Source organism: Streptosporangium minutum (assembly GCF_002149035.1).
Lineage (GTDB): Bacteria > Actinomycetota > Actinomycetes > Streptosporangiales > Streptosporangiaceae > Streptosporangium > Streptosporangium minutum.
In genome coordinates this window covers 1-18,539 of sequence record NZ_NGFP01000188.1, presented here as the reverse complement: position 1 = coordinate 18,539, position 18,539 = coordinate 1, and the positions used below count along the sequence as shown (strand labels likewise).

The following is an 18,539-nucleotide window of genomic DNA, read 5'->3' as shown; positions in this document are numbered from 1 at the left end:
CCCTCACGTACGAGAGCCTGGGCGAGCACGGTGGCGGTGGTGGTGCCGTCGCCCGCGACGTCGTCGGTCTTCTTGGCGACTTCCTTGACGAGCTCGGCCCCGATCTTCTCCCACGGGTCCTCGAGCTCGATCTCCTTGGCGATGGAGACACCGTCGTTGGTGATCGTGGGTGCGCCCCACTTCTTCTCCAGGACGACGTTACGGCCCTTGGGGCCGAGGGTCACCTTGACGGCGTCCGCGAGCTGGTTCATACCGCGCTCGAGACCGCGCCGGGCGTCCTCGTCAAACGCGATCATCTTGGCTGCCATACGGCTAGACCTCCCAAACGCAGGGTGGCTTGCACCGGATCGAGCCGACGCCCGCGACGGCATGTGGACCCGCGACTCCGTTCGGCGGGTCCCATCGTCTCGATCCAGGTTGGCACTCTCCAACAGGGAGTGCCAACGAACTGTTTAGCACTCTACCGTGCCGAGTGCAAGCCGTGACGCTCTGACCTGCGTCCAGCTTAAAGCGAGGACCCACGTTCAGAGCGAAGGCCCGGCCCGCCGCTGGAACGGCGAGCCGGGCCGACATGCGGGAAGATCCGCGCGGACTGCGCTGCCACGGGAGCTTCCGGCATTTCCCGACGAATGGATGGAACGGTCGTGTCAGACCGCCCTGACGGATTCCGCCTGGGGGCCCTTCTGACCCTGAGTGATCTCGAACTCGACCCGCTGGCCCTGCTCGAGCGCACGATAGCCATCCATCATGATCGCGGAGTAATGGACGAACACATCCTTACCACCGTCTACCGCGATGAAGCCGTAGCCCTTGTCCGCGTTGAACCATTTGACGGTGCCTTGCGCCACTTCCGACTCCTCTTACTGGACTTGAGGACATCGCCCATTCCTCGCGCGAAGTCCGCAATCTCCGAGGCGTAGACATCGCCTACGTCGATCGTTCTCGACCATACCTGTGGGACACCGTAGGGCAACAGAGTCAATCTGAGAACTACCGCTTTACGTACGCATTCAGGGCCGGGGACGAGTTTTGCCGATGCGATTAATTGGTTAAAAACTGCATCACATCTCGGGGCACAGATATGAGCTGACGTCACAAAACACGACACCCGCACGCGGTCAGGCCGCGCGCGGGTGTCGTGGAGAGGCGGTGGGAACGCCGGAGGATCAGCCCCCCGCGACCGCCGGGATGATGGAGACCTGAACGCCGGGCGGCGTGGCGGTGTCAAGGTTGTCCACGAAACGGACGTCCTCATCTCCGACGTAGACGTTGACAAAACGGCGAATCTTGCCCGTTTCATCAAGAATGCGCGCACCGATGCCGGGGAAGTCGGCGTCGAGCTTCTGCAGAACATCCCGCAGGGTCTCGCCCTCTCCGCGCACCTCGGCGGAGCCGTCGGTGTAGGTCCGGAGAATCGTCGGAATCCGCACAGAAACGCTCATAATTCAGTACCTTTCAGGAGTTTCTAGGCGATAGCCGTACGGAAAGCGTCAAGAGACGGCCGGATGACGGCGGTGGGGCGCGCGTGGTCCGCCACCGCGTCGAGGGTCTTGAGCCCGTCGCCGGTGTTGAGGACCACGGTCTCGGCCTCCGGGTCGAGCTTTCCCGCGGCGACCAGCTTGCGCAGCACGCCGACGGTGACGCCGCCCGCGGTCTCGGCGAAGATCCCCTCGGTCCTGGCCAGCAGCCGGATCGCGTCGACGATCTCGGCGTCGGTGACGTCCTCCACCGCGCCGCCGGTGCGCCGGGCGATGTCCAGCACGTAGGGGCCGTCGGCCGGGTTGCCGATCGCCAACGACTTGGCGATGGTGTCCGGCTTGACCGGCCGGATCACGTCGTGACCGGCCTTGTAGGCGGCGGAGACCGGGGAGCAGCCCTCGGCCTGGGCGGCGAAGATCTTGTAGGGCCTGTCCTCGACGAGGCCGAGCGCGATCAGCTCCTTGAACGCCTTGTCGATCTTCGTGAGCTGCGAGCCGGACGCGACCGGGATGACGATCTGGTCGGGGATGCGCCAGCCGAGCTGCTCGGCGATCTCGTAGGCCAGGGTCTTGGAGCCCTCGGCGTAGTAGGGCCGGAGGTTGACGTTGACGAAGCCCCACTTGTCGCCCAGCTCGTCGCCGATGAGCTCGGAGCAGAAGCGGTTCACGTCGTCGTAGGTGCCCTCGATGCCGACGAGCTTGCCCCCGTACACCGAGGCCATGACGATCTTGGCCTCCTCCAGGTCCGCGGGGATGAACACGCAGGCGTCCAGACCGGCCCGGGCGGCGGCCGCGGTCACCGCGCCGGCCAGGTTGCCGGTGGAGGAGCAGGAGAGGGTGTGGAAACCGAAGTTGCGGGCCGCCTCGACGGCGATGGCCACCACGCGGTCCTTGAAGGAGTGCGTGGGGTTGCCGGAGTCGTCCTTCACGTGCAGGGAGCGGATGCCCAGCTCGCGGGCGAGGTTGTCGGCCTTGACGAGCTTGGTCCAGCCGGGCGCCATGTTGGGCTTGGCGGCCACGTCCGCCGGGACGGGCAGCAGCGAGCGGTAACGCCAGATGTTCGTCGGCCCCTCGGCGATCTGCTCCCGGGTCACCCGTCCGAAGTCGTAGGCGATCTCAAGAGGCCCGAAACACTCGACACAGGCGAAGTTGGGGCCGAGGTCGTAACGGGCGCCGCATTCGCGACAGGACAGGGCCGCGGCGGGACCGAAGGGCTTGCCGCGCGCGTCTTCGACACGACCGAGCGAGGTGGTTTCAGTGCTTGCGAGCGCCATGAAGCGAGGCCTTTCCCTCATCTTCGTCTGCGACCACCCTGGTCACAGACCGGAATTGGCACCTGTCCCGGCCGACCTCGTCAGAAGAACGAGTCTTGAACCGGGAGGGTTGCCGGGGCTTCGCAGGGCCGGTCCCTCCACCCCTCTGGATGAGCAAATATTCAGTTGTAGACCTGACGAGCAGGTCCTACGCACTCTACCCCGCCCTGCCGTCATCCTGACCAGGTGTCTCACTACGCGAGATGTAGCGTGTTACCTGTCGGACGGCTCCGCGGGGGTCGTCGGCCGTGAAACGCACCGCCCGCACCCGTCCGAACCCGTTCACCTCGTACGGCTCGCGCAGCCGTACGACCAGATTCGTCATCCCGCCGACCTCGACCGAGAGCGTCTCCCCCACCACCTCGGCAAGCTTGCTCTGCCCCTTGCTCACCCGCTCCGTACGGACCGACTCGATCAGCCGGACCGGGATCACGACGTCCAGGAGACCGCCGAACCGGATCCGCAGCCGCTCGTCGTCCACAGCATGGGGATAGACCCACAGCGAGGCGATGAAGCCGAGGCTCCAGACCGCGGCGGCCACCATCAGCACCAGATGCGCCCACCGGGCCCACGCCCAGGGCAGCAGGTGATGGACCACCACCAGCTCCAGCGGTGACGTCACCACCATCGCCCACAGGATCACGCGCAGCCCCCGGTCGTAACCGATCGCCGCGCCGTTCTCCGGCACGTCCACCCGCCGCCGGACCGCCGGCCACAGTGCCGAGATCACCTTCATGACCCGAGTGAAATGGTTGACGCTACGGCAAGGTCAAGCGGTCACCGCGTACGCCCCGTTTCGCCGCGGGCGGGCGGCGGAGCCCCGCCGTTTCCCCGCGGGCGGCCTGCGGGGCCCCGCCGGGCGCACGCCCTTCGACGATCGTCCGCCCGGCGGGAGCCCCGTCTTCCCTCGGTCTTCACGGTGGCCCGCACCCCGCCCCGAGGCGCGACGGGAGGGGAACCGGGAGCGGACTACGGCGTCTTGTACTTCAGGGTGTAGGGGCTGGAGCCGTTCGAGGAGAGCACGCGGTAGCGGTAGTAGCCGGGCGTGCCGGTGTAGCTGATCTTCTCGTCGGGGCTCGGACTGTCGGAGGTGGCGACGACGCTCCAGTTGCGGCCGTTCCACTTCTGGAGGTAGAGGTCGAAGTCGACCCCGTCCTTGGCGTCCAGGCAGCCGGCGTGGACGCCGGTGACGGTCGAGCGGTAGTGGCGGTTGTTCGGCTGGTAGGCCGACTGCCCGCTGTTCAGGGTGCCGGTGGCGGTCTGCGGGTAGCCGGTGCAGGTGCCCGCGCCCGGGGGGGTGACGGTGCCCGGCGGGGTGCCGGTGCCCGGCGGGGTGGTGCTGTCGATCACCAGGGTCAGGCCGTAGGTCGTGAGGATCTCACCGATCGGCTGGAAGTAGGTGACGCCCCCGGAGGTGCAGTCACCGGAACCGCCGGAGGTGACCCCCTGGGCCTGGTCGACGGAGATGAAAGAACCCCCGGAGTCGCCCGGCTCGGCGCAGACGTTGGTGCGGGTCACCTCCGAGACCTCGCCCTGGGGGTAGTTGACGCTGGTGTCGCGCTGCTGGATGGTGCCGCAGTGCCAGCCGGTGGTGGAACCGGACCGGCAGACCGAGGCGCCCTCGATGGCCACCCTGGAACCGGCCACGGTCACGGTGCCGCCGCTGCCGTTCTTCACCAGCGGTTTGGGCGTCCAGTCGGCGTTCACCGCCACCCAGGCGAAGTCGCTGCCCGGGAAGGTCGACCCCTGGAAGACGCCCTGGGCGGCCCGGTTGACGCCGGTCGTGGTGGCACCGGCCTTGCCGCAGTGGCCGGCGCTGACGAATCCGTTCTGGGTCCCGCGGGTCACCGAGAACCCGACCGAGCAGCGGCTCGAGCTGCCGATGTAGTAGGCCTCCCCGCCCACCACGTCGGACAGGGGGCGGGGCCGCTCATCGGACGACACCACCCGCACCGCGACCGGGTCCACACCGGCGTTCTCCAGGATGTTCGTGGTCGTCGTGACCGCTGTGGAGAGGACGACGACCTTGTTGATCTTCGTGTCGATGTAGCGCACGCTCCCTGTCTCCTGGCGGCTGGGCAGCGCGTGGTCGATGTGCTTCTTGATCGCCTGGAGGTCCGCCAGTGACCGGGTGACGATCTCGGCCCGGGCGCCCGCGGCGGTGATCACGGGGATGTCGGCGGCGCTGGTGGTGGCCACCACCAGGGTCTGCGCGATGCTTCCCGCGAACCAGGCGCCGCCGAACCGGCTGCCGAGCTGCGCGCGGAGCTGCGCCTCGATCGGTGTAAGGCGGGCCTCGTTCCGCAGGCGGGTCTCGGCCTCCTCTCTGGTGAGTCCGAGGTCGCGCTGGAGTGCTTCGAGCATGCCCGGCGGCGGTTTCCTCGCGGCCACGACCGCCGGGGGCTCCGCCGTCCGGGGTTGGGCGACGGCCGGGGCGGCCGTCATTGTGAGCGCGGTGATCGTCAGAACGCATCCCGTGGTGATGACGTGTCTGCGGGACATGGATCTCTCCTCGACCTCGGCTTTGCAAGCGTGAGGGGGGAGCGCGCCACGCATCACAGGTTGATCATGCGATGTGGGCAACGCCACCTTAATCCAGCCGTTGCCGATTAAGGTCGCAAAAGCCTCGCGCCACGCGGACGACGATTTCCAGCGAGGTCCACCGGCGTTTCCTGCCTCCACGGGGTGGCCCAGAAGCGGATTACGGTGTCCTGTAGCCCAGGGTGTAGGGGCTGGAGCCGTTCGAGGAGGGCACGCGGTAGCGGTAGTAGCCGGGCGTGCCGGTGTAGGTGATCTTCTCGTCCGGGCTCGGACTGTCGGCGGTGGCGACGGTGTCCCAGTCGCGGCCGTTCCACTTCTGGAGGTAGAGATCGAAGTCGACGCCGTCGTCGGCGTCCAGGCAGCCGGTGTGGACGCCGGCGACGGTGGCGCGGTAGTAGCGGTTGTCCGGCTGGTAGACCGACTGCTCGCTGTTCAGCGTGCCGGTGACGGTCTGCGGATAGCCGGTGCAGGTGCCCGTGCTCAGCGGCGGAGGGTTGCCCGCGGTGGTCATCAAGCTGAGGCCGTAGGTCGTGAGGATCTCACCGATCGGCTGGAAATAGGTGACGCCCCCGGAGGTGCAGTCACCGGAACCTCCGGAGGTGACCCCCTGAGCCTGGTCGATGGAGATGAAAGAGCCGCCGGAGTCGCCGGGTTCGGCGCAGACGTTGGTGCGGGTCACCTCCGAGACCGTGCCCTGGGGATAGGTGATGCTGGCGTTGCGCTGCTGGATGATGCCGCAGTGCCAGCCGGTGGCGGAGCCGGACCGGCAGACCGACGCGCCCTCGATGGCCTCCTTGGAACCGGCCACGGCCACGGTGCCGCCGACACCGTTGTCCACCAGCGGTTTGGGCGTCCACTCGGCGTTCACCGCCACCCAGGCGAAGTCACTTCCCGGGAAGGTCGACCCCTGGAAGACGCCCAGGGCGGCCCGGTTGACGCCGGTCGTGGTGGCACCGGTCTTGCCGCAGTGGCCGGCGCTGACGAACCCGTTCTGGGTCCCGCGCAACACCGAGAACCCGATCGAGCAGCGGCTCGTGACACCGACGTAGTACGGAGTGCCGCCCTGCAGGTCGGAGAGGGGGCGGGGTTGCTCATCGGACGGCACCACCCGCACCGCGACCGGGTTCACACCGGCGGCCTCGATGGCGTTTCTGGTTGCCGAGGGCGCGTCGGACAGGATGACGACCTTGTTGTTGCGCACGTCGACGTAGCGCACCCGCCCGTTCGGATGGCTGGACAGAGCTGCGTCGACCTGCTCGACCGTCGCGTCGAGCTCCGCCAGCGACCGGTTGACGACCTCTCCACGACCGCCCGCGGCGACGATCTGGGGGATGTCGGCGGAGTCGGTGGTGGCCACCACCAGGCTCTGCGCGGTGATCCCCGCGTACCAGGAGCCGCCGAACCGGCTGCCGAGCCTCCTGCGGAGCTTCGCCTCGACCGGCCTCAGGCGGGCCTCGTTGAGCAGCCGGGTCCGGGCCTGCTCCCTGGTGAGACCGAGGTCGCGCTGGAGTGCTTCGAGCATGCCCGGCGGTGGTTGCCGTACGGCCAGGACGGCTGAGGCGTTAACGGCGGGAGATGTGGCGACGGCAGGGACGGCCGTCATTGTGAGCGCGGTGATCGTCAGAACGCATCCCGTGGTGATGACGTGTCTGCGGGACATGGATCTCTCCTCGACCTCGGCTTGCCGGCATGAGGGGGGAGAACGCCATGTATCGCTGATTGATCACACGATGCGGGCAGCGCCACCTTAATCCAGCCGTTGCCGATCAAGGCCGCAAAAGCCCCACGCCACGCGGACGACGATTCCCGGCGATCCCCCGCCTACCACGAGGGAGCGCCGTGAACCGGCCCGCCACCGCCCGTCATGATCAGCGGCCGTAGGTGTGACCCGACGGGGCGCGGCCGGCGGTCAGCCCGCTGCGGGACGGGTCAGGGTGACTTGTAGCCCAGGACGTAGGGGCTGAAGCCGCTTGAGGAGAGCACGCGGTAGCGGTAGTAGCCGGGCGGGCCGGTGTAGGTGATCTTCTCATCGGGACCCGAACTGTCGGAGGTGGCGACGGTGTCCCAGACGCGGCCGTTCCATTTCTGGAGGTAGAGGTCGAAGTCGACGCCGTCGTAGGCGTCCAGGCAGCCGGTGTGGACGCCGGCGGCGGCCCGGTAGTAGCGGTTGTCCGGCTGGTGGACCGACTGCTCGCTGTTCAGCGTGCCGGTGACGGTCTGTGCGTAGCCGGTGCAGGTGCCCGTGCTCAACGGCGGGGGATTGCCCGCGGTGGTCATCAAGCTGAGGCCGTAGGTCGTGAGGATCTCACCGATCGGCTGGAAATAGGTGACCCCGCCGGAGGTGCAGTCACCGGAACCTCCGGAGGTGACCCCCTGGGCCTGGTCGATGGAGATGAAGGAACCCCCGGAGTCGCCCGGTTCGGCGCAGACGTTGGTGCGGGTCACCTCCGACACCGTGCCCTGGGGGTAGGTGATGCTGGCGTTGCGCTGCTGGATCGTTCCGCAGTGCCAGCCGGTGGCGGAGCCGGACCGGCAGACCGAGGCACCCTCGATGGCCTCCTTGGAGCCGGCGACGGCCACGGTGCCGCCGGTGCCGTTGTCCACCAGCGGTTTGGGCGTCCAGCCGGCGTTCACCGCCACCCAGCCGAAGTCGTTGTCCGGGAAGTGCGACGCCTGGAAGACGCCCAGGGCGACCTGGTTGACGCCGGCGGTGACGGCGCCGGTCTTGCCGCAGTGCCCGGCGCTGACGAACCCGTTCTGGGTCCCGCGCAACACCGAGAAGCCGACCGAGCAGCGGCTCGTGACACCGACGTAGTAAGGGGCGCCGCCCACCACGTCGGAGAGGGGGCGGGGTTGCTCATCGGACGGCAGCACGCTCACCACGCTCGCGTCCACGCCGGCGGTCTTGATGATGCCCTCGGCCGTCGAAGGCTCCTCGGCGAGGACGATGACCTTGTTGCTCCGCACGTCGACGTAGCGCACGCTTCCCCCGTGCGGGTGCGCGGGCAGGACCTCGTCGAGTTTCTCCTTGATCGCGTCGAGCTCCGCCAGCGACCGGCTGACGACCTCTCCGCGGCCGCCCGCGGCGAGGATCTGGGGGATGTCGGCGGAGTCGGTGGTGGCCACCACCAGGCTCTGCGCGATGCTTCCCGCGTACCAGGAACCGCCGAACCGGCTGCCGAGCCTCCTGCGGAGCTTCGCCTCGACCGGCCTCAGGCGGGCCTCGTTGAGCAGCCGGGTCTGGGCCTGCTCCCTGGTGAGACCGAGGTCGAGCTGGAGTGCTTCGAGCATGCCCGGCGGTGGTTGCCGTACGGCCGCGGCCGCCGGGGTCTCCGCCGTCGGGAGTCGGGCGACGGCCGGGGCGGCCGTCAGCGTGAGCGCGGTGATCGTCAGAACGCATCCCGTGGTGATGGCATGTCTGCGGGACATGGGCCTCTCCTCGACCTCGGCTTTGCCGGCATGAGGGGGGAGAACGCCATGTATCGCTGATTGATCACACGATGCGGGCAGCGCTACCTTAATCCAGCCGTTGCCGATCAAGGCCGCAAAAGCCCCGCGCCACGCGGACGACGATTCCCAGCGCCCCCCTGATGGCCGGCTCGGCGCGGGGACGGGTCAGGGTGACTTGTAGCCCAGGGTGTAGGGGCTGGAGCCGCTCGAGGAGAGCACGCGGTAGCGGTAGTAGCCGGCCGCGCCGGTGTAGCTGATCTTCTTGTCGGGCCCCAGGTCGTCGGCGGTGGCGACGGTGTCCCAGACGCGGCCGTTCCATTTCTGCAGGTAGAGGTCGAAGTCGACGCCCTCGTTGGCGTCCAGACAGCCGGCGTGGACGCCGGCGGTGGTGGCGCGGTACTGGCGGTTGTTCGGTTGATAGGCGAATTGCCCCCTGTTCAGAACGCCGGTGATGATCTGCGGATAGCCGGTGCAGGTGCCCGCGCTCGGCGGCGCGTCGGCGGTGCTGTCGGTCACCAGGGTGAGGCCGTAGGTCGTGAGGATCTCACCGATCGGCTGGAAGTAGGTGATACCGCCGGAGGTGCAGTCGCCGGAGCCGCCGGAGGTCACCCCCTGGGCCTGGTCGATGGAGATGAAAGAACCGCCGGAGTCGCCCGGCTCGGCGCAGACGTTGGTGCGGACCAGTTCGAAGACGTTGCCCTGGGGGTAGGTGATGCTGGCGTTGCGCTGCTGAATGGTGCCGCAGTGCCAGTCGGTGGTGGAACCGGAGCGGCAGACCGAGGCGCCCTCGATGGCCTCTTTGGAACCGGCCACGGTCACGGTGCCGCCGACGCCGTTGTCCACCAGCGGTTTGGGCGTCCAGTCGGCGTTCACCGTGACCCAGCCGAAGTCGCTGTCGGGGAAGTTCGACGCCTGGAAGACCCCCTGGGCGATCCGGTTGAAGCCGGTGGTGACGGCGCCGGTCTTGCCGCAGTGCCCGGCGCTGATGAACCCGTTCTGGGTCCCGCGGGTCACCGAGAACCCGATCGAGCAACGGCTCGTGACGCCGACGTAGTACGGGGCGCCGCCCACCAGGTCGTGAAAGAGCCGGGGCTGTTCCTTGGACGGCACCACCCGCACCGCCTCGGTGTCCACCCCGATGGCCTCGATGTCGTGCTCGGTCGCCTCGGACTCCGAGGAGAGCACCGCGACCTTGTTGTTGCGCACGTCGACGTAGCGCACGCGCCCGGCGGTGGGACGGGCGGCCAGGGTCCCATCGAGCTCCTTCTTGATCACCTGGAGCTCCTTCAGCGACCGGTTGACGACCTCGGCCCGAACGCCCAGAGCCGTGAGCCGGGGGATGTCGGCGGCGCTGGTGGTGGCCACCACCAGCGTCCGCGCCGTGATCCCCGTATACCAGGCGCCGCCGAAACGGTCACCGATCTGCTCGCGGACCTGCGCCTCGATCGGCGCCAGGCGTGCCTCGTTGGCCAGGCGTTCCTCGGCCTCCTGTCTGCTGAGTCCGAGGTCGCGCTGGAGTGCCTCGATCATGCCCGGCGGTGACTGCCGGGCGGACGGAACCGCTGAGGCGTTCACGGCGGGAGATGTGGCGACGGCAGGGACGGCCGTCATTGTGAGCGCGGTGATCGTCAGAACGCATCCCGTGGTGATGACGTGTCTGCGGGACATGGATCTCTCCTCGACCTCGGCTTTGCCGGCATGAGGGGGGAGAACGCCATGTATCGCTGATTGATCACACGATGCGGGCAGCGCCACCTTAATCCAGCCGTTGCCGATCAAGGCCGCAAAAGCCCCGCGCCACGCGGACGACGATTTCCAGCCAGGGAACGCCGTGAACCGGCTCGGCCATCCCCGGACGCCCCCGCCCATCCCGTAGAGGCTCATCCCGTAGAGGTCAGGGTCCTGAGCGTGTTCGCGCGGACGGTCAGCCCGGTGCGGGACGGGTCAGGGTGACTTGTAGCCCAGGACGTAGGGGCTGAAGCCGCTTGAGGAGAGCACGCGGTAGCGGTAGTAGCCGGGCGGACCGGTGTAGGTGATCTTCTTGTGGGCTCCCAGGCCGTCGGCGGTGGCGACGGTGTCCCAGACGCGGCCGTTCCATTTCTGCAGGTAGAGGTCGAAGTCGACGCCCTCGTAGGCGTCCAGGCAACCGGCGTGGACGCCGACGGCGGTGGCACGATAGTGGCGGTTGTCCGGCTGGTAGGCCGACTGCTCGCTGTTCAGCGTGCCGGTGACGGTCTGTGCGTAGCCGGTGCAGGTGCCCGTGTTCGGCGGCGGAGGTTTGTCCGCGGTGGTCATCAAGGTCAGGCCGTAGGTCGTGAGGATCTCACCGATCGGCTGGAAATAGGTGACCCCGCCGGAGGTGCAGTCACCGGAACCTCCGGAGGTCACCCCCTGAGCCTGGTCGATGGAGATGAAAGAACCGCCGGAGTCGCCGGACTCGGCGCAGACGTTGGTGCGGACCAGCTCGAAGACCGTGCCCTGAGGGTAGCTGATGCTGGCGTTGCGCTGCTGGATGATGCCGCAGTGCCAGTCGGTGGTGGAACCGGACCGGCAGACCGAGGCGCCCTCGATGGCCTCCTTGGAACCGGCCACGGTCACGGTGCCGCCGACGCCGTTGTCCACCAGCGGCCTGGGCGTCCAGTCACCGTTCACCGCCACCCAGCCGAAGTCGCTGTCGGGGAAGTTCGACGCCTGGAAGACCCCCTGGGCGACCCGGTTGAAACCGGTGGTGGCACTGCCCGCCTTGCCGCAGTGCCCGGCGCTGACGAACCCGTTCTGGGTCCCGCGCAACACCGAGAACCCGACCGAGCAACGGCTCGTGACACCGACGTAGTACGGGGCGCCGCCCACCAGGTCGTGAAGGAGCCGGGGCTGTTCCTTGGACGGCACCACCCGCACCGCCTCGGTGTCCACACCGGCGGCCTCGATGCCGTGCTCGGTCGCCTCGGACTCCGAGGAGAGCACCGCGACCTTGTTGTTGCGCACGTCGACGTAGCGCACGCGCCCGGCATGAGGACGGGTGGCCAGGGTCACGTCGAGCTCCTTCTTGATCACCTGGAGCTCCTTCAGCGACCGGTTGACGACCTCGGCCCGAACGCCCAGAGCCGTGAGCCGGGGGATGTCGGCGACGCTGGTGGTGGCCACCACCAGCGTCCGCGCCGTGATCCCCGCGTACCAGGCGCCGCCGAAACGGTCACCGATCTGCTCGCGGACCTGCGCCTCGATCGGCGCCAGGCGGATCTCGTTGGCCAGGCGTTCCTCGGCCTGCTCCCTGGTGAGACCGAGGTCGCGCTGGAGTGCCTCGACCATGCCCGGCGGCGATCGCCGTACGGCCGCGGCCGCCGGGGTCTCCGCCGTCGGGAGCCGGGTGACAACCGGGGCGGCCGTCAGCGTGAGCGCGGTGATCGTCAGAACGCATCCCGTGGTGATGGCATGTCTGCGGGACATGGATCTCTCCTCGACCTCGGCTTTGCCGGCATGAGGGGGGAGAACGCCATGTATCGCTGATTGATCACACGATGCGGGCAGCGCCACCTTAATCCAGCCGTTGCCGATCAAGGCCGCAAAAGCCCCACGCCACGCGGACGACGATTCCCGGCGATCCCCCGCCTACCGACGAGAGGGCGCCGTGAACCGGCCCGCCGCCGCCCGCCGGGATCAGAAGCCGTAGGCGTCGCCCAGCGCGCTCTGGACGTATTTGCGCGCCTGGTGGATGCGGGACTTGGCGGTCCCGAGCGGGATGCCGAGCTGCTCGGCCACCTCGTTGTAGTCGAGCTGGCAGATGTCACGCAGCACCAGCGCCTGGGCCAGGTCCGGCTTGTCGGCCTCCAGCGCCTCCATCGCGTCGAGCAGGTCCAGCCGGGATCCGGCGATCACGCTCACCCGGGCGACGTCCGGCCTCTGCAGCGGCAGCTCGTCCGAGCTCTGCTCGGCGGAGCGCCGCTTCAGCGAGCGGTAGGTGGTCCGGGCGCAGTTGGCGGTCACGATGTGCAGCCACGTGGTGAACCGGGCGCGCCCCTCGAAGCGGCCGATGTTGCGGGCCACCGCCAGCAGCGTGTCCTGGCAGGCCTCCTCGGCGTCCTGCCGGTAGGGCAGGATGCGCCCGCAGTGCCGCAGCACGTCTGGCTCGATCCGCTTCAGCAGCTCCCCCAGCGCGCGGTGGTCACCTTGGGCGGCCACCCGGGCCAGTTCCTCGGTCGTCTCGTCCAGCGCCATCACGAGCCCCCATCAGCGGTCACAGTCGCTCGACATCCTACGGTCGAGGGTTATGTTTGGTTAACCTTCGGGACAAGCATGTCCCTTGGCGAGGGGGTCTATTGAACGCGATCCTGGTGGCCTCCAACCGCGGCCCCGTCTCCTTCACGCTCTCCGAGGACGGCTCCCTGAGCATGCGCAGGGGAGGCGGCGGTCTGGTGTCGGGTCTGGCCGAGGTGGCCAGAGACCTCAACATGCTCTGGGTCTGCGCCGCGCTGTCCGACGGCGACCGAGGCGCGGCACGGCTCGCGCCCGGCGGCCGGCTCGACCAGGCCGGCTACGACACCGGAGCTGTGCGGATGCTCGACATCCCTCCGACGATCTTCCACCGCGCCTACAACGCGGTGGCGAACTCCACCCTCTGGTTCGTCAACCACCTCCTCTACGACACCCCCAACCGGCCGCAGTTCGACGCCAGGTTCGGCCGCGAGTGGGAGTCCTACCAGGCCTACAACGAGGCGTTCGCGATGGCGCTGGCCGAGGAGGCCGCGCACGGGGCGAGGGTGATGGTGCAGGACTACCACCTGAGCCTGGCCCCGGCCATGCTGAGAGGCGAGCGGCCCGACCTGCGGGTGGCCCACTTCTCGCACACCCCGTGGGCGCCGCCGGAGTATTTCAACCTGCTCCCCGACGACGTCGGGATCGAGCTGCTCGAAGGCATCCTGGGCGCCGACCACGCGGGGTTCCTGACCGCCCGCTGGGCGGGGGCCTTCATGGACTGCTGCGAGGCGGTGCTCGGCGCCGGGGTGGACCGTACGGCCCGCACCGTCACCCACGGCGGCCGGACGACCCGCATCGGCGTGCACGGCCTCGGGGTGGACGGCGACGCCCTCTGGGCTCGGGCCCGCGAACCCGACGTCGAGTCGCACATGGCGGCCCTGCGTGACCAGGTCGGCGACCGCAAGCTGATCGTGCGGATCGACCGGACCGAGCTGTCCAAGAACATCGTCCGGGGGCTGGCCGCCTACCGGGAGTTCCTGTCGACCCACCCCGAGTGGCACGGCAGGGTGGTGCACCTCGCCTTCGCCTACCCCTCCCGGCACGACCTGCCCGAATACCGCGAGTACACCGCGGCGGTGCAGCGCTGCGCCCAGGAGATCGAGGACGAATACGCCACCGAGGACTGGGCCCCGGTGATCCTCAACGTGCACGACGACTACCCGCGCTCGCTGGCCGCCTACCAGCTGGCCGACGTGCTGCTGGTCAACCCGATCCGCGACGGCATGAACCTGGTGGCCAAGGAGGGCCCCGTCCTGTCGCCGAACAGCGCACTCGTCCTGTCCCGGGAGGCGGGCGCCGCCGCCGAACTGGGCCGGCACGCCCTGCTGGTAAACCCCTACGACGTCTCCGCCACGGCCGCCGCCCTCCACGAGGGCCTGGTCATGCCCGAGGAGGAGCGCGCCCGCAGGGGCGCCCTCCTGGCCGCCGCGGCCACCGCGCTCCCCCCGCACCGCTGGTTCTCCGACCAGCTCACCGCTCTCAAGTGAGCTCTGGGATTGCTTTGCCTGCCATGAGATAGTTTCCATTGACATTTCCCCCCCCACCCGAGGGAACCCGTGACCACGATCACGCCCGTCCGGTTGATCCGTGATCGCGCGACCTGGCTCATCTACCTGCAGATCGGCACCTTCGCCACCTACCTGTACGGCCTCAGCGCCGCCCTCCCGATGCTCCGCGTCGACCAGGGGGTGTCGCAGGCGGTCGCCGGGCTGCACGGCACCGCGATGGCGATCGGCGGCATCCTCACCGGGCTCGCCCTCCCCTGGCTGACCCGGAGGATCGGCCGCCGGGCGGTCACCTGGCTGGGACTGGCGGGCATGAACGCCGGCGTGCTGCTGGTGATGGCCGGCACCGCGCTGCCGGTCACCCTCCTCGGGTACGGCGTCGCCAGCGGGATGGCGTCGATCACCCTCTACGCGGGCATGGCCGCGCTCAACGACCACCACGGCCCGGCGGGCGCGGCGGCGATCAGCGAGGCCAACGCCGTCGGGGTGACCGTCGGCGTCGCCGCGCCGTTCGTCATCAGCCTCGCCGCGCAGACCGCGCTCGGCTGGCGGGCGGCGCTGCTGCTGACCCCCGTCCTGACCGCGCTGCTCGCGCTGACCATGGGGCGGGTCTGGATGCCCGGACGCGAGGACGCCGGGGCCGTCACCGGCCCGGAGACCGGGGCCCGGTTCGGCTGGCGGTTCTACACCGCGGGCGCCGTGCTGTTCTGCTGCGTGGCGCTGGAGTTCTGCTTCAACCTGTGGGCGGCGAAGCTCCTCGCCGACCAGACCGGGCTGCCGGGCGCGGTGGCGGCGCTGGGGCTGACCGCGTTCACATTGGGGCTCGCGGCCGGGCGCTTCGCCGGAGCACGGCTGGCCCTGTGGATACGGCCCCCCGTCCTGTTCGTCGGCGCCCTGGCGCTCACCGCCATCGGATGGGCGCTCTTCTGGCTGAGCCGGGACCCCGCGCTCTCCTACGCGGGTCTGGCCCTGTCGGGGCTCGGGGTCTCGCTGCACTTCCCGCTGGCCCTGTCGCGCGTGCTGGACGCCTCCGGCGGGCGGCCGGATCAGGCCACGGCCACGGCCTCGATCTTCGCCGGCGTCGCAGTGGCCGTAGGACCGCTCCTGCTGGGCGCGCTGGCCGACGGGTTCGGCACCCAGCGGGCCTTCCTGATGATCCCCGTCCTGATCGGGCTGGCCGTCACCGGGATCCTGGTCAGCTCCAGGTTGCGCGCTTGAGCGTGCCCGCCAGGCCGGGGGTGTTCCAGACGTCCACCACGAGGATCCTGGACTTGGGCAGGAACCACTCGCGCTGGTCGAAGGTCGCGGTCTGCTCACCGTTGCTGTACTTCACGCACCGGCCGAACCAGGATCGGTAGTGGGCCTTGTGCCCCGGGCCGACCTGGCGCAGCCCGGCCACGGTGGCCTTGCCGAGGACCTGTCCGTGCTTGCCGTTGAACGGGCAGCGCTGCACGTCGCTGGCGGGGTAGAAGGGCCGCTCGGGCGTGTAGGCCGAGAAACCCTCGTGCCCGTACTTGATCACCTTCGGGCCGAACAGCCAGAAGGCATCGCATTTCGGGGTGAAGTAGCCGGCGGAGAGCTTGCCGCACGCCCCGGTTATCACCTTGACCCGGTCGCCGTCGCGATACACCTCCCAGCTGGAGGGGATCGTCAGGTTCATCCCGCGGAAGGACAGGGTCTGCGTGGCCGAGGCGGACGAGGTCGAAGCGGACGAGGTCGAGGCGGAGGCGGTCATCGGGGTGACGAGCATGGCGGCGCCGGCCAGCGCGGCGAGGGCGTAAGCGGTCTTTCTCATGCGAGGAAGCTACTTGTCCCGACTTGCCAACGACTTAACGCTCGATGGCATCGGCGATCGAGCCGAGCAGCTCCATCACCCCGGAGGGCCCGTCCACGACGATGTCGGCCTCCACCGCGATCTCGGCCGACCCGCTGAACACCGTCACGCCGGGCAGCCCCGACGCCCGCACGGCCGCGAAGGCCGGCAGATCGCCCAGGTCGTCCCCGGCGAAGAGCACCGACCGCGCCGACCGTTCCTCCAGGAAGGCACTCAGCGCCACTCCCTTGTCCACTCCCGGCGGGCGCAGCTCCAGCACGAACTTGCCCGGCTCGACCGTCAGCCCGGCCTCGGCCGCCAGCTTGGCGACGGGCTCGCGCAGCGCCTCCAGCACGGCCTGCGGGTCGGCGGTCTGCCGCGTGTGCACGGCCACCGACCGTTCCTTGTCCTCGAACCGGGTCCCGTCGAACCTTGAGATCAGCGGCGGCAGCTCGGCGCGGACCCGGGCCAGGCCGGGGTGGACGGGTGGCGCGGTGAGCCTGCCCGCCTCCCAGCGTTCGAGGCCGTAGTGGCCGAGCACGACCAGCCCCGGCACCCGGGCCAGGGAGCCGTACTCGACGGCGGTGGCGGCCGGGCGGCCGGTGACGATCACCACGGCGCCGACCAGCTCGCCGAGCCTGGCCAGCACCGCGGGACCGTCCGGGTGGATCCTGGCCGAGTCGGGATCGGGCACGATCGGGGAGAGCGTGCCGTCGAAGTCGAGTCCGATCACGGCCCCGGCGGGGTCGGCCAGGATCGCCCGCAGTCCGTCGGAAGTGTTCACGGTCATGCTCGCCCGACCTCTCGTCGGCTCCGCCGCCCTGCCTGGCTCATGTGATTCGCCCCCAGAGGATCGGCCCGGCTGCCTGTCTGACTGGCCGTACCCAGAGATCAGGGGCGCAAGCCCATGCGCCGGGCGGCGCGGTCGCGCCGGCGCGTCTCGCGGAGCCGGCGCAGGCGCTTGACCAGCATCGGGTCGTGGGCGAGCGCTTCGGGCCTGTCGATGAGCTCGCCGAGGAGCTGGTAGTAACGGGTGGCCGAGATGTCGAAGGTCTCCCGGATGGCCTGTTCCTTGGCGCCGGCATGGCGCCACCACTGGCGCTCGAAGACCAGAAGCCCCCGCTCCCTGTCCGTGAGGGCCCGTGGGTCCGGTTCCCGGGCGGCGCCGTCACCGGGGATCGGCGCGGTGTCCATTGCTGTCCTCCTCGGTCGGGCACGCGGTGATCACACCGCGCACGCGCGGCCCGTTGCCAGGATAGTCGGGAATTTCGGGCTGGTTACGACGCATGCATTTCCGACTGTTCATGACGGATGCGGAGACGTACAGTCACCAGATGTGACCTCAGTCATCACCCTTCTCACCGACTACGGCCTGGAGGACGGCTACGTCGCCGCCTGCCACGGCGTGATCGTCGGAATCTCGCCGGAGTCGCGGATCATCGACGTGTGCCACCTGGTCCCGTCCGGGGACGTACGGCGCGCGGCGGCGATCCTGGCACAGACGATCGCCTATCTGCCCGCCGGCGTGCACATCGCCGTGGTGGACCCCGGGGGCGGCTCACGCCGGGCCGTGGCGGTCGAGGCGGGCAGCCACGTGTTCCTCGGCCCCGACAACGGCGTGCTGTCCTGGGCGGTCCACGCCAGCGGCGGCGCGAAGGCGGCCTACGAGCTGGCCAACGAGGACTTCTTCAGGCGACCGGTCTCGCCGACCTTCCACGGGCGCGACGTCTTCGCTCCCGTGGCGGCGCATCTGACGGTCGGGCGGAGCATCGCCGAGCTGGGGCCGGAGATCCCACTGGAACGGCTGGTCTCGCTGCCCGCGCCGACCTCGCTGGTGCGCGAGGGCGTGGTGGAGGGCGAGGTGCTGTCGGTGGACCGCTACGGCAACACCCAGCTCTCGGTCGGCGCGAGCGACCTGTTCACGCTGGGGGTGCGGCCGGGCAGCACGCTGGTGGTCTGGCTGGGCAGGAGGCAGATCGCGGTGCCGTTCCGGGAGACGTTCGCCGCGGTGCCCCCCGGGGAGCTGGTCGCCTTCGCCGACTCGGCGGGACTGGTCGCGCTGGCGGTCAACTCCGGCGACGCCTCCCAGCGGCTGGGCCTTCCTCCGGGCGCCCACGTGCGGCTGTCCCCCGCCCCCTCGTCCGGATGAGGCGGCCACGGCCCCCTCGGCGCAGCCGCCCCAGAC

The 18,539-nt window shown here is 69.5% G+C and carries 17 protein-coding genes and 1 riboswitch; of the genes, 3 read left to right on the top strand and 14 right to left on the bottom strand.

Annotation, left to right across the window (positions count from 1 at the left end; all coding sequences use genetic code 11):
* The 11 genes from CA984_RS31470 to CA984_RS31420 all read right to left on the bottom strand — a co-directional run.
* On the bottom strand, nt 1-308 hold a 308-nt coding region (locus CA984_RS31470; RefSeq protein ID WP_278249071.1), incomplete at its 3' end, for a TCP-1/cpn60 chaperonin family protein.
* A gap of 339 nt (nt 309-647) precedes the next feature.
* A complete protein-coding gene (locus CA984_RS31465; RefSeq protein ID WP_012895270.1) occupies nt 648-848 on the bottom strand; it encodes a cold-shock protein in 201 nt (66 codons plus the stop codon).
* A 318-nt stretch (nt 849-1,166) separates the two neighbouring features.
* Entirely contained in the window at nt 1,167-1,442 is a 276-nt protein-coding gene (locus CA984_RS31460; RefSeq protein WP_086577117.1) for a MoaD/ThiS family protein, read from the bottom strand.
* A gap of 23 nt (nt 1,443-1,465) precedes the next feature.
* Nucleotides 1,466-2,752, bottom strand: coding sequence for a threonine synthase (thrC, locus tag CA984_RS31455; protein ID WP_086577116.1), 1,287 nt, complete (start codon nt 2,750-2,752; stop codon nt 1,466-1,468).
* Between the two features lie 14 nt (nt 2,753-2,766).
* Nucleotides 2,767-2,908, bottom strand: a riboswitch (SAM riboswitch).
* 40 nt (nt 2,909-2,948) lie between these two features.
* Nucleotides 2,949-3,527, bottom strand: coding sequence for a hypothetical protein (locus CA984_RS31450; protein WP_086577115.1), 579 nt, complete (start codon nt 3,525-3,527; stop codon nt 2,949-2,951).
* A gap of 233 nt (nt 3,528-3,760) precedes the next feature.
* Entirely contained in the window at nt 3,761-5,293 is a 1,533-nt protein-coding gene (locus CA984_RS31445; protein ID WP_086577114.1) for a S1 family peptidase, read from the bottom strand.
* A gap of 199 nt (nt 5,294-5,492) precedes the next feature.
* Complete coding sequence (locus CA984_RS31440; protein WP_086577113.1) at nt 5,493-6,992, bottom strand: S1 family peptidase; 1,500 nt, start codon at nt 6,990-6,992, stop codon at nt 5,493-5,495.
* Nucleotides 6,993-7,261: 269 nt separating this feature from the next.
* Entirely contained in the window at nt 7,262-8,761 is a 1,500-nt protein-coding gene (locus CA984_RS31435) for a S1 family peptidase (RefSeq protein WP_086577112.1), read from the bottom strand.
* A 186-nt stretch (nt 8,762-8,947) separates the two neighbouring features.
* Nucleotides 8,948-10,450 (bottom strand): S1 family peptidase, encoded by a 1,503-nt coding sequence (locus CA984_RS31430; protein WP_086577111.1) that lies wholly within the window; start codon nt 10,448-10,450, stop codon nt 8,948-8,950.
* A 276-nt stretch (nt 10,451-10,726) separates the two neighbouring features.
* Nucleotides 10,727-12,229, bottom strand: coding sequence for a S1 family peptidase (locus CA984_RS31425; RefSeq protein WP_086577110.1), 1,503 nt, complete (start codon nt 12,227-12,229; stop codon nt 10,727-10,729).
* A gap of 210 nt (nt 12,230-12,439) precedes the next feature.
* The gene (locus tag CA984_RS31420) at nt 12,440-12,997 is read right to left on the bottom strand and encodes an RNA polymerase sigma factor (protein WP_031169870.1); all 558 of its coding nucleotides are present in this window, start codon (nt 12,995-12,997) and stop codon (nt 12,440-12,442) included.
* A 101-nt stretch (nt 12,998-13,098) separates the two neighbouring features.
* Between CA984_RS31420 and CA984_RS31415 the strand changes: the two genes are divergently transcribed.
* Both CA984_RS31415 and CA984_RS31410 read left to right on the top strand, forming a co-directional pair.
* Nucleotides 13,099-14,523 (top strand): alpha,alpha-trehalose-phosphate synthase (UDP-forming), encoded by a 1,425-nt coding sequence (locus CA984_RS31415; protein ID WP_086577109.1) that lies wholly within the window; start codon nt 13,099-13,101, stop codon nt 14,521-14,523.
* 69 nt (nt 14,524-14,592) lie between these two features.
* Nucleotides 14,593-15,759 carry an MFS transporter gene (locus CA984_RS31410; protein ID WP_086577108.1) on the top strand — a complete coding sequence of 389 codons (1,167 nt, stop codon included), beginning with the start codon at nt 14,593-14,595 and terminating at the stop codon, nt 15,757-15,759.
* Here CA984_RS31410 and CA984_RS31405 read toward each other — a convergent pair.
* From CA984_RS31405 to CA984_RS31395, 3 genes are all read right to left on the bottom strand, one after another.
* Nucleotides 15,737-16,336 carry a hypothetical protein gene (locus tag CA984_RS31405; protein WP_086577107.1) on the bottom strand — a complete coding sequence of 200 codons (600 nt, stop codon included), beginning with the start codon at nt 16,334-16,336 and terminating at the stop codon, nt 15,737-15,739. The two genes, CA984_RS31410 and CA984_RS31405, sit on opposite strands and share 23 nt — an antisense overlap.
* 34 nt (nt 16,337-16,370) lie before the next feature.
* Entirely contained in the window at nt 16,371-17,144 is a 774-nt protein-coding gene (gene otsB / locus CA984_RS31400) for a trehalose-phosphatase (RefSeq protein WP_086577106.1), read from the bottom strand.
* Between the two features lie 101 nt (nt 17,145-17,245).
* A complete protein-coding gene (locus CA984_RS31395; RefSeq protein ID WP_086577105.1) occupies nt 17,246-17,548 on the bottom strand; it encodes a DUF3263 domain-containing protein in 303 nt (100 codons plus the stop codon).
* 142 nt (nt 17,549-17,690) lie between these two features.
* Between CA984_RS31395 and CA984_RS31390 the strand changes: the two genes are divergently transcribed.
* Nucleotides 17,691-18,503 carry an SAM hydrolase/SAM-dependent halogenase family protein gene (locus CA984_RS31390; RefSeq protein ID WP_086577104.1) on the top strand — a complete coding sequence of 271 codons (813 nt, stop codon included), beginning with the start codon at nt 17,691-17,693 and terminating at the stop codon, nt 18,501-18,503.
* Nucleotides 18,504-18,539: the final 36 nt, after the last annotated feature.

Excerpts from the sequence above, each read along its gene's own strand:
- CA984_RS31435 (WP_086577112.1), bottom strand. The coding sequence starts at position 8,761 with ATGTCCCGCAGACATGCCATCACCACGGGATGCGTTCTGACGATCACC.
- CA984_RS31405 (WP_086577107.1), bottom strand. The coding sequence starts at position 16,336 with ATGAGAAAGACCGCTTACGCCCTCGCCGCGCTGGCCGGCGCCGCCATG.
- CA984_RS31420 (WP_031169870.1), bottom strand. The coding sequence starts at position 12,997 with ATGGCGCTGGACGAGACGACCGAGGAACTGGCCCGGGTGGCCGCCCAA.
- CA984_RS31450 (WP_086577115.1), bottom strand. The coding sequence starts at position 3,527 with ATGAAGGTGATCTCGGCACTGTGGCCGGCGGTCCGGCGGCGGGTGGAC.
- CA984_RS31430 (WP_086577111.1), bottom strand. The coding sequence starts at position 10,450 with ATGTCCCGCAGACACGTCATCACCACGGGATGCGTTCTGACGATCACC.
- CA984_RS31440 (WP_086577113.1), bottom strand. The coding sequence starts at position 6,992 with ATGTCCCGCAGACACGTCATCACCACGGGATGCGTTCTGACGATCACC.
- otsB (WP_086577106.1), bottom strand. The coding sequence starts at position 17,144 with ATGACCGTGAACACTTCCGACGGACTGCGGGCGATCCTGGCCGACCCC.
- CA984_RS31425 (WP_086577110.1), bottom strand. The coding sequence starts at position 12,229 with ATGTCCCGCAGACATGCCATCACCACGGGATGCGTTCTGACGATCACC.
- CA984_RS31460 (WP_086577117.1), bottom strand. The coding sequence starts at position 1,442 with ATGAGCGTTTCTGTGCGGATTCCGACGATTCTCCGGACCTACACCGAC.
- CA984_RS31445 (WP_086577114.1), bottom strand. The coding sequence starts at position 5,293 with ATGTCCCGCAGACACGTCATCACCACGGGATGCGTTCTGACGATCACC.
- CA984_RS31395 (WP_086577105.1), bottom strand. The coding sequence starts at position 17,548 with ATGGACACCGCGCCGATCCCCGGTGACGGCGCCGCCCGGGAACCGGAC.
- thrC (WP_086577116.1), bottom strand. The coding sequence starts at position 2,752 with ATGGCGCTCGCAAGCACTGAAACCACCTCGCTCGGTCGTGTCGAAGAC.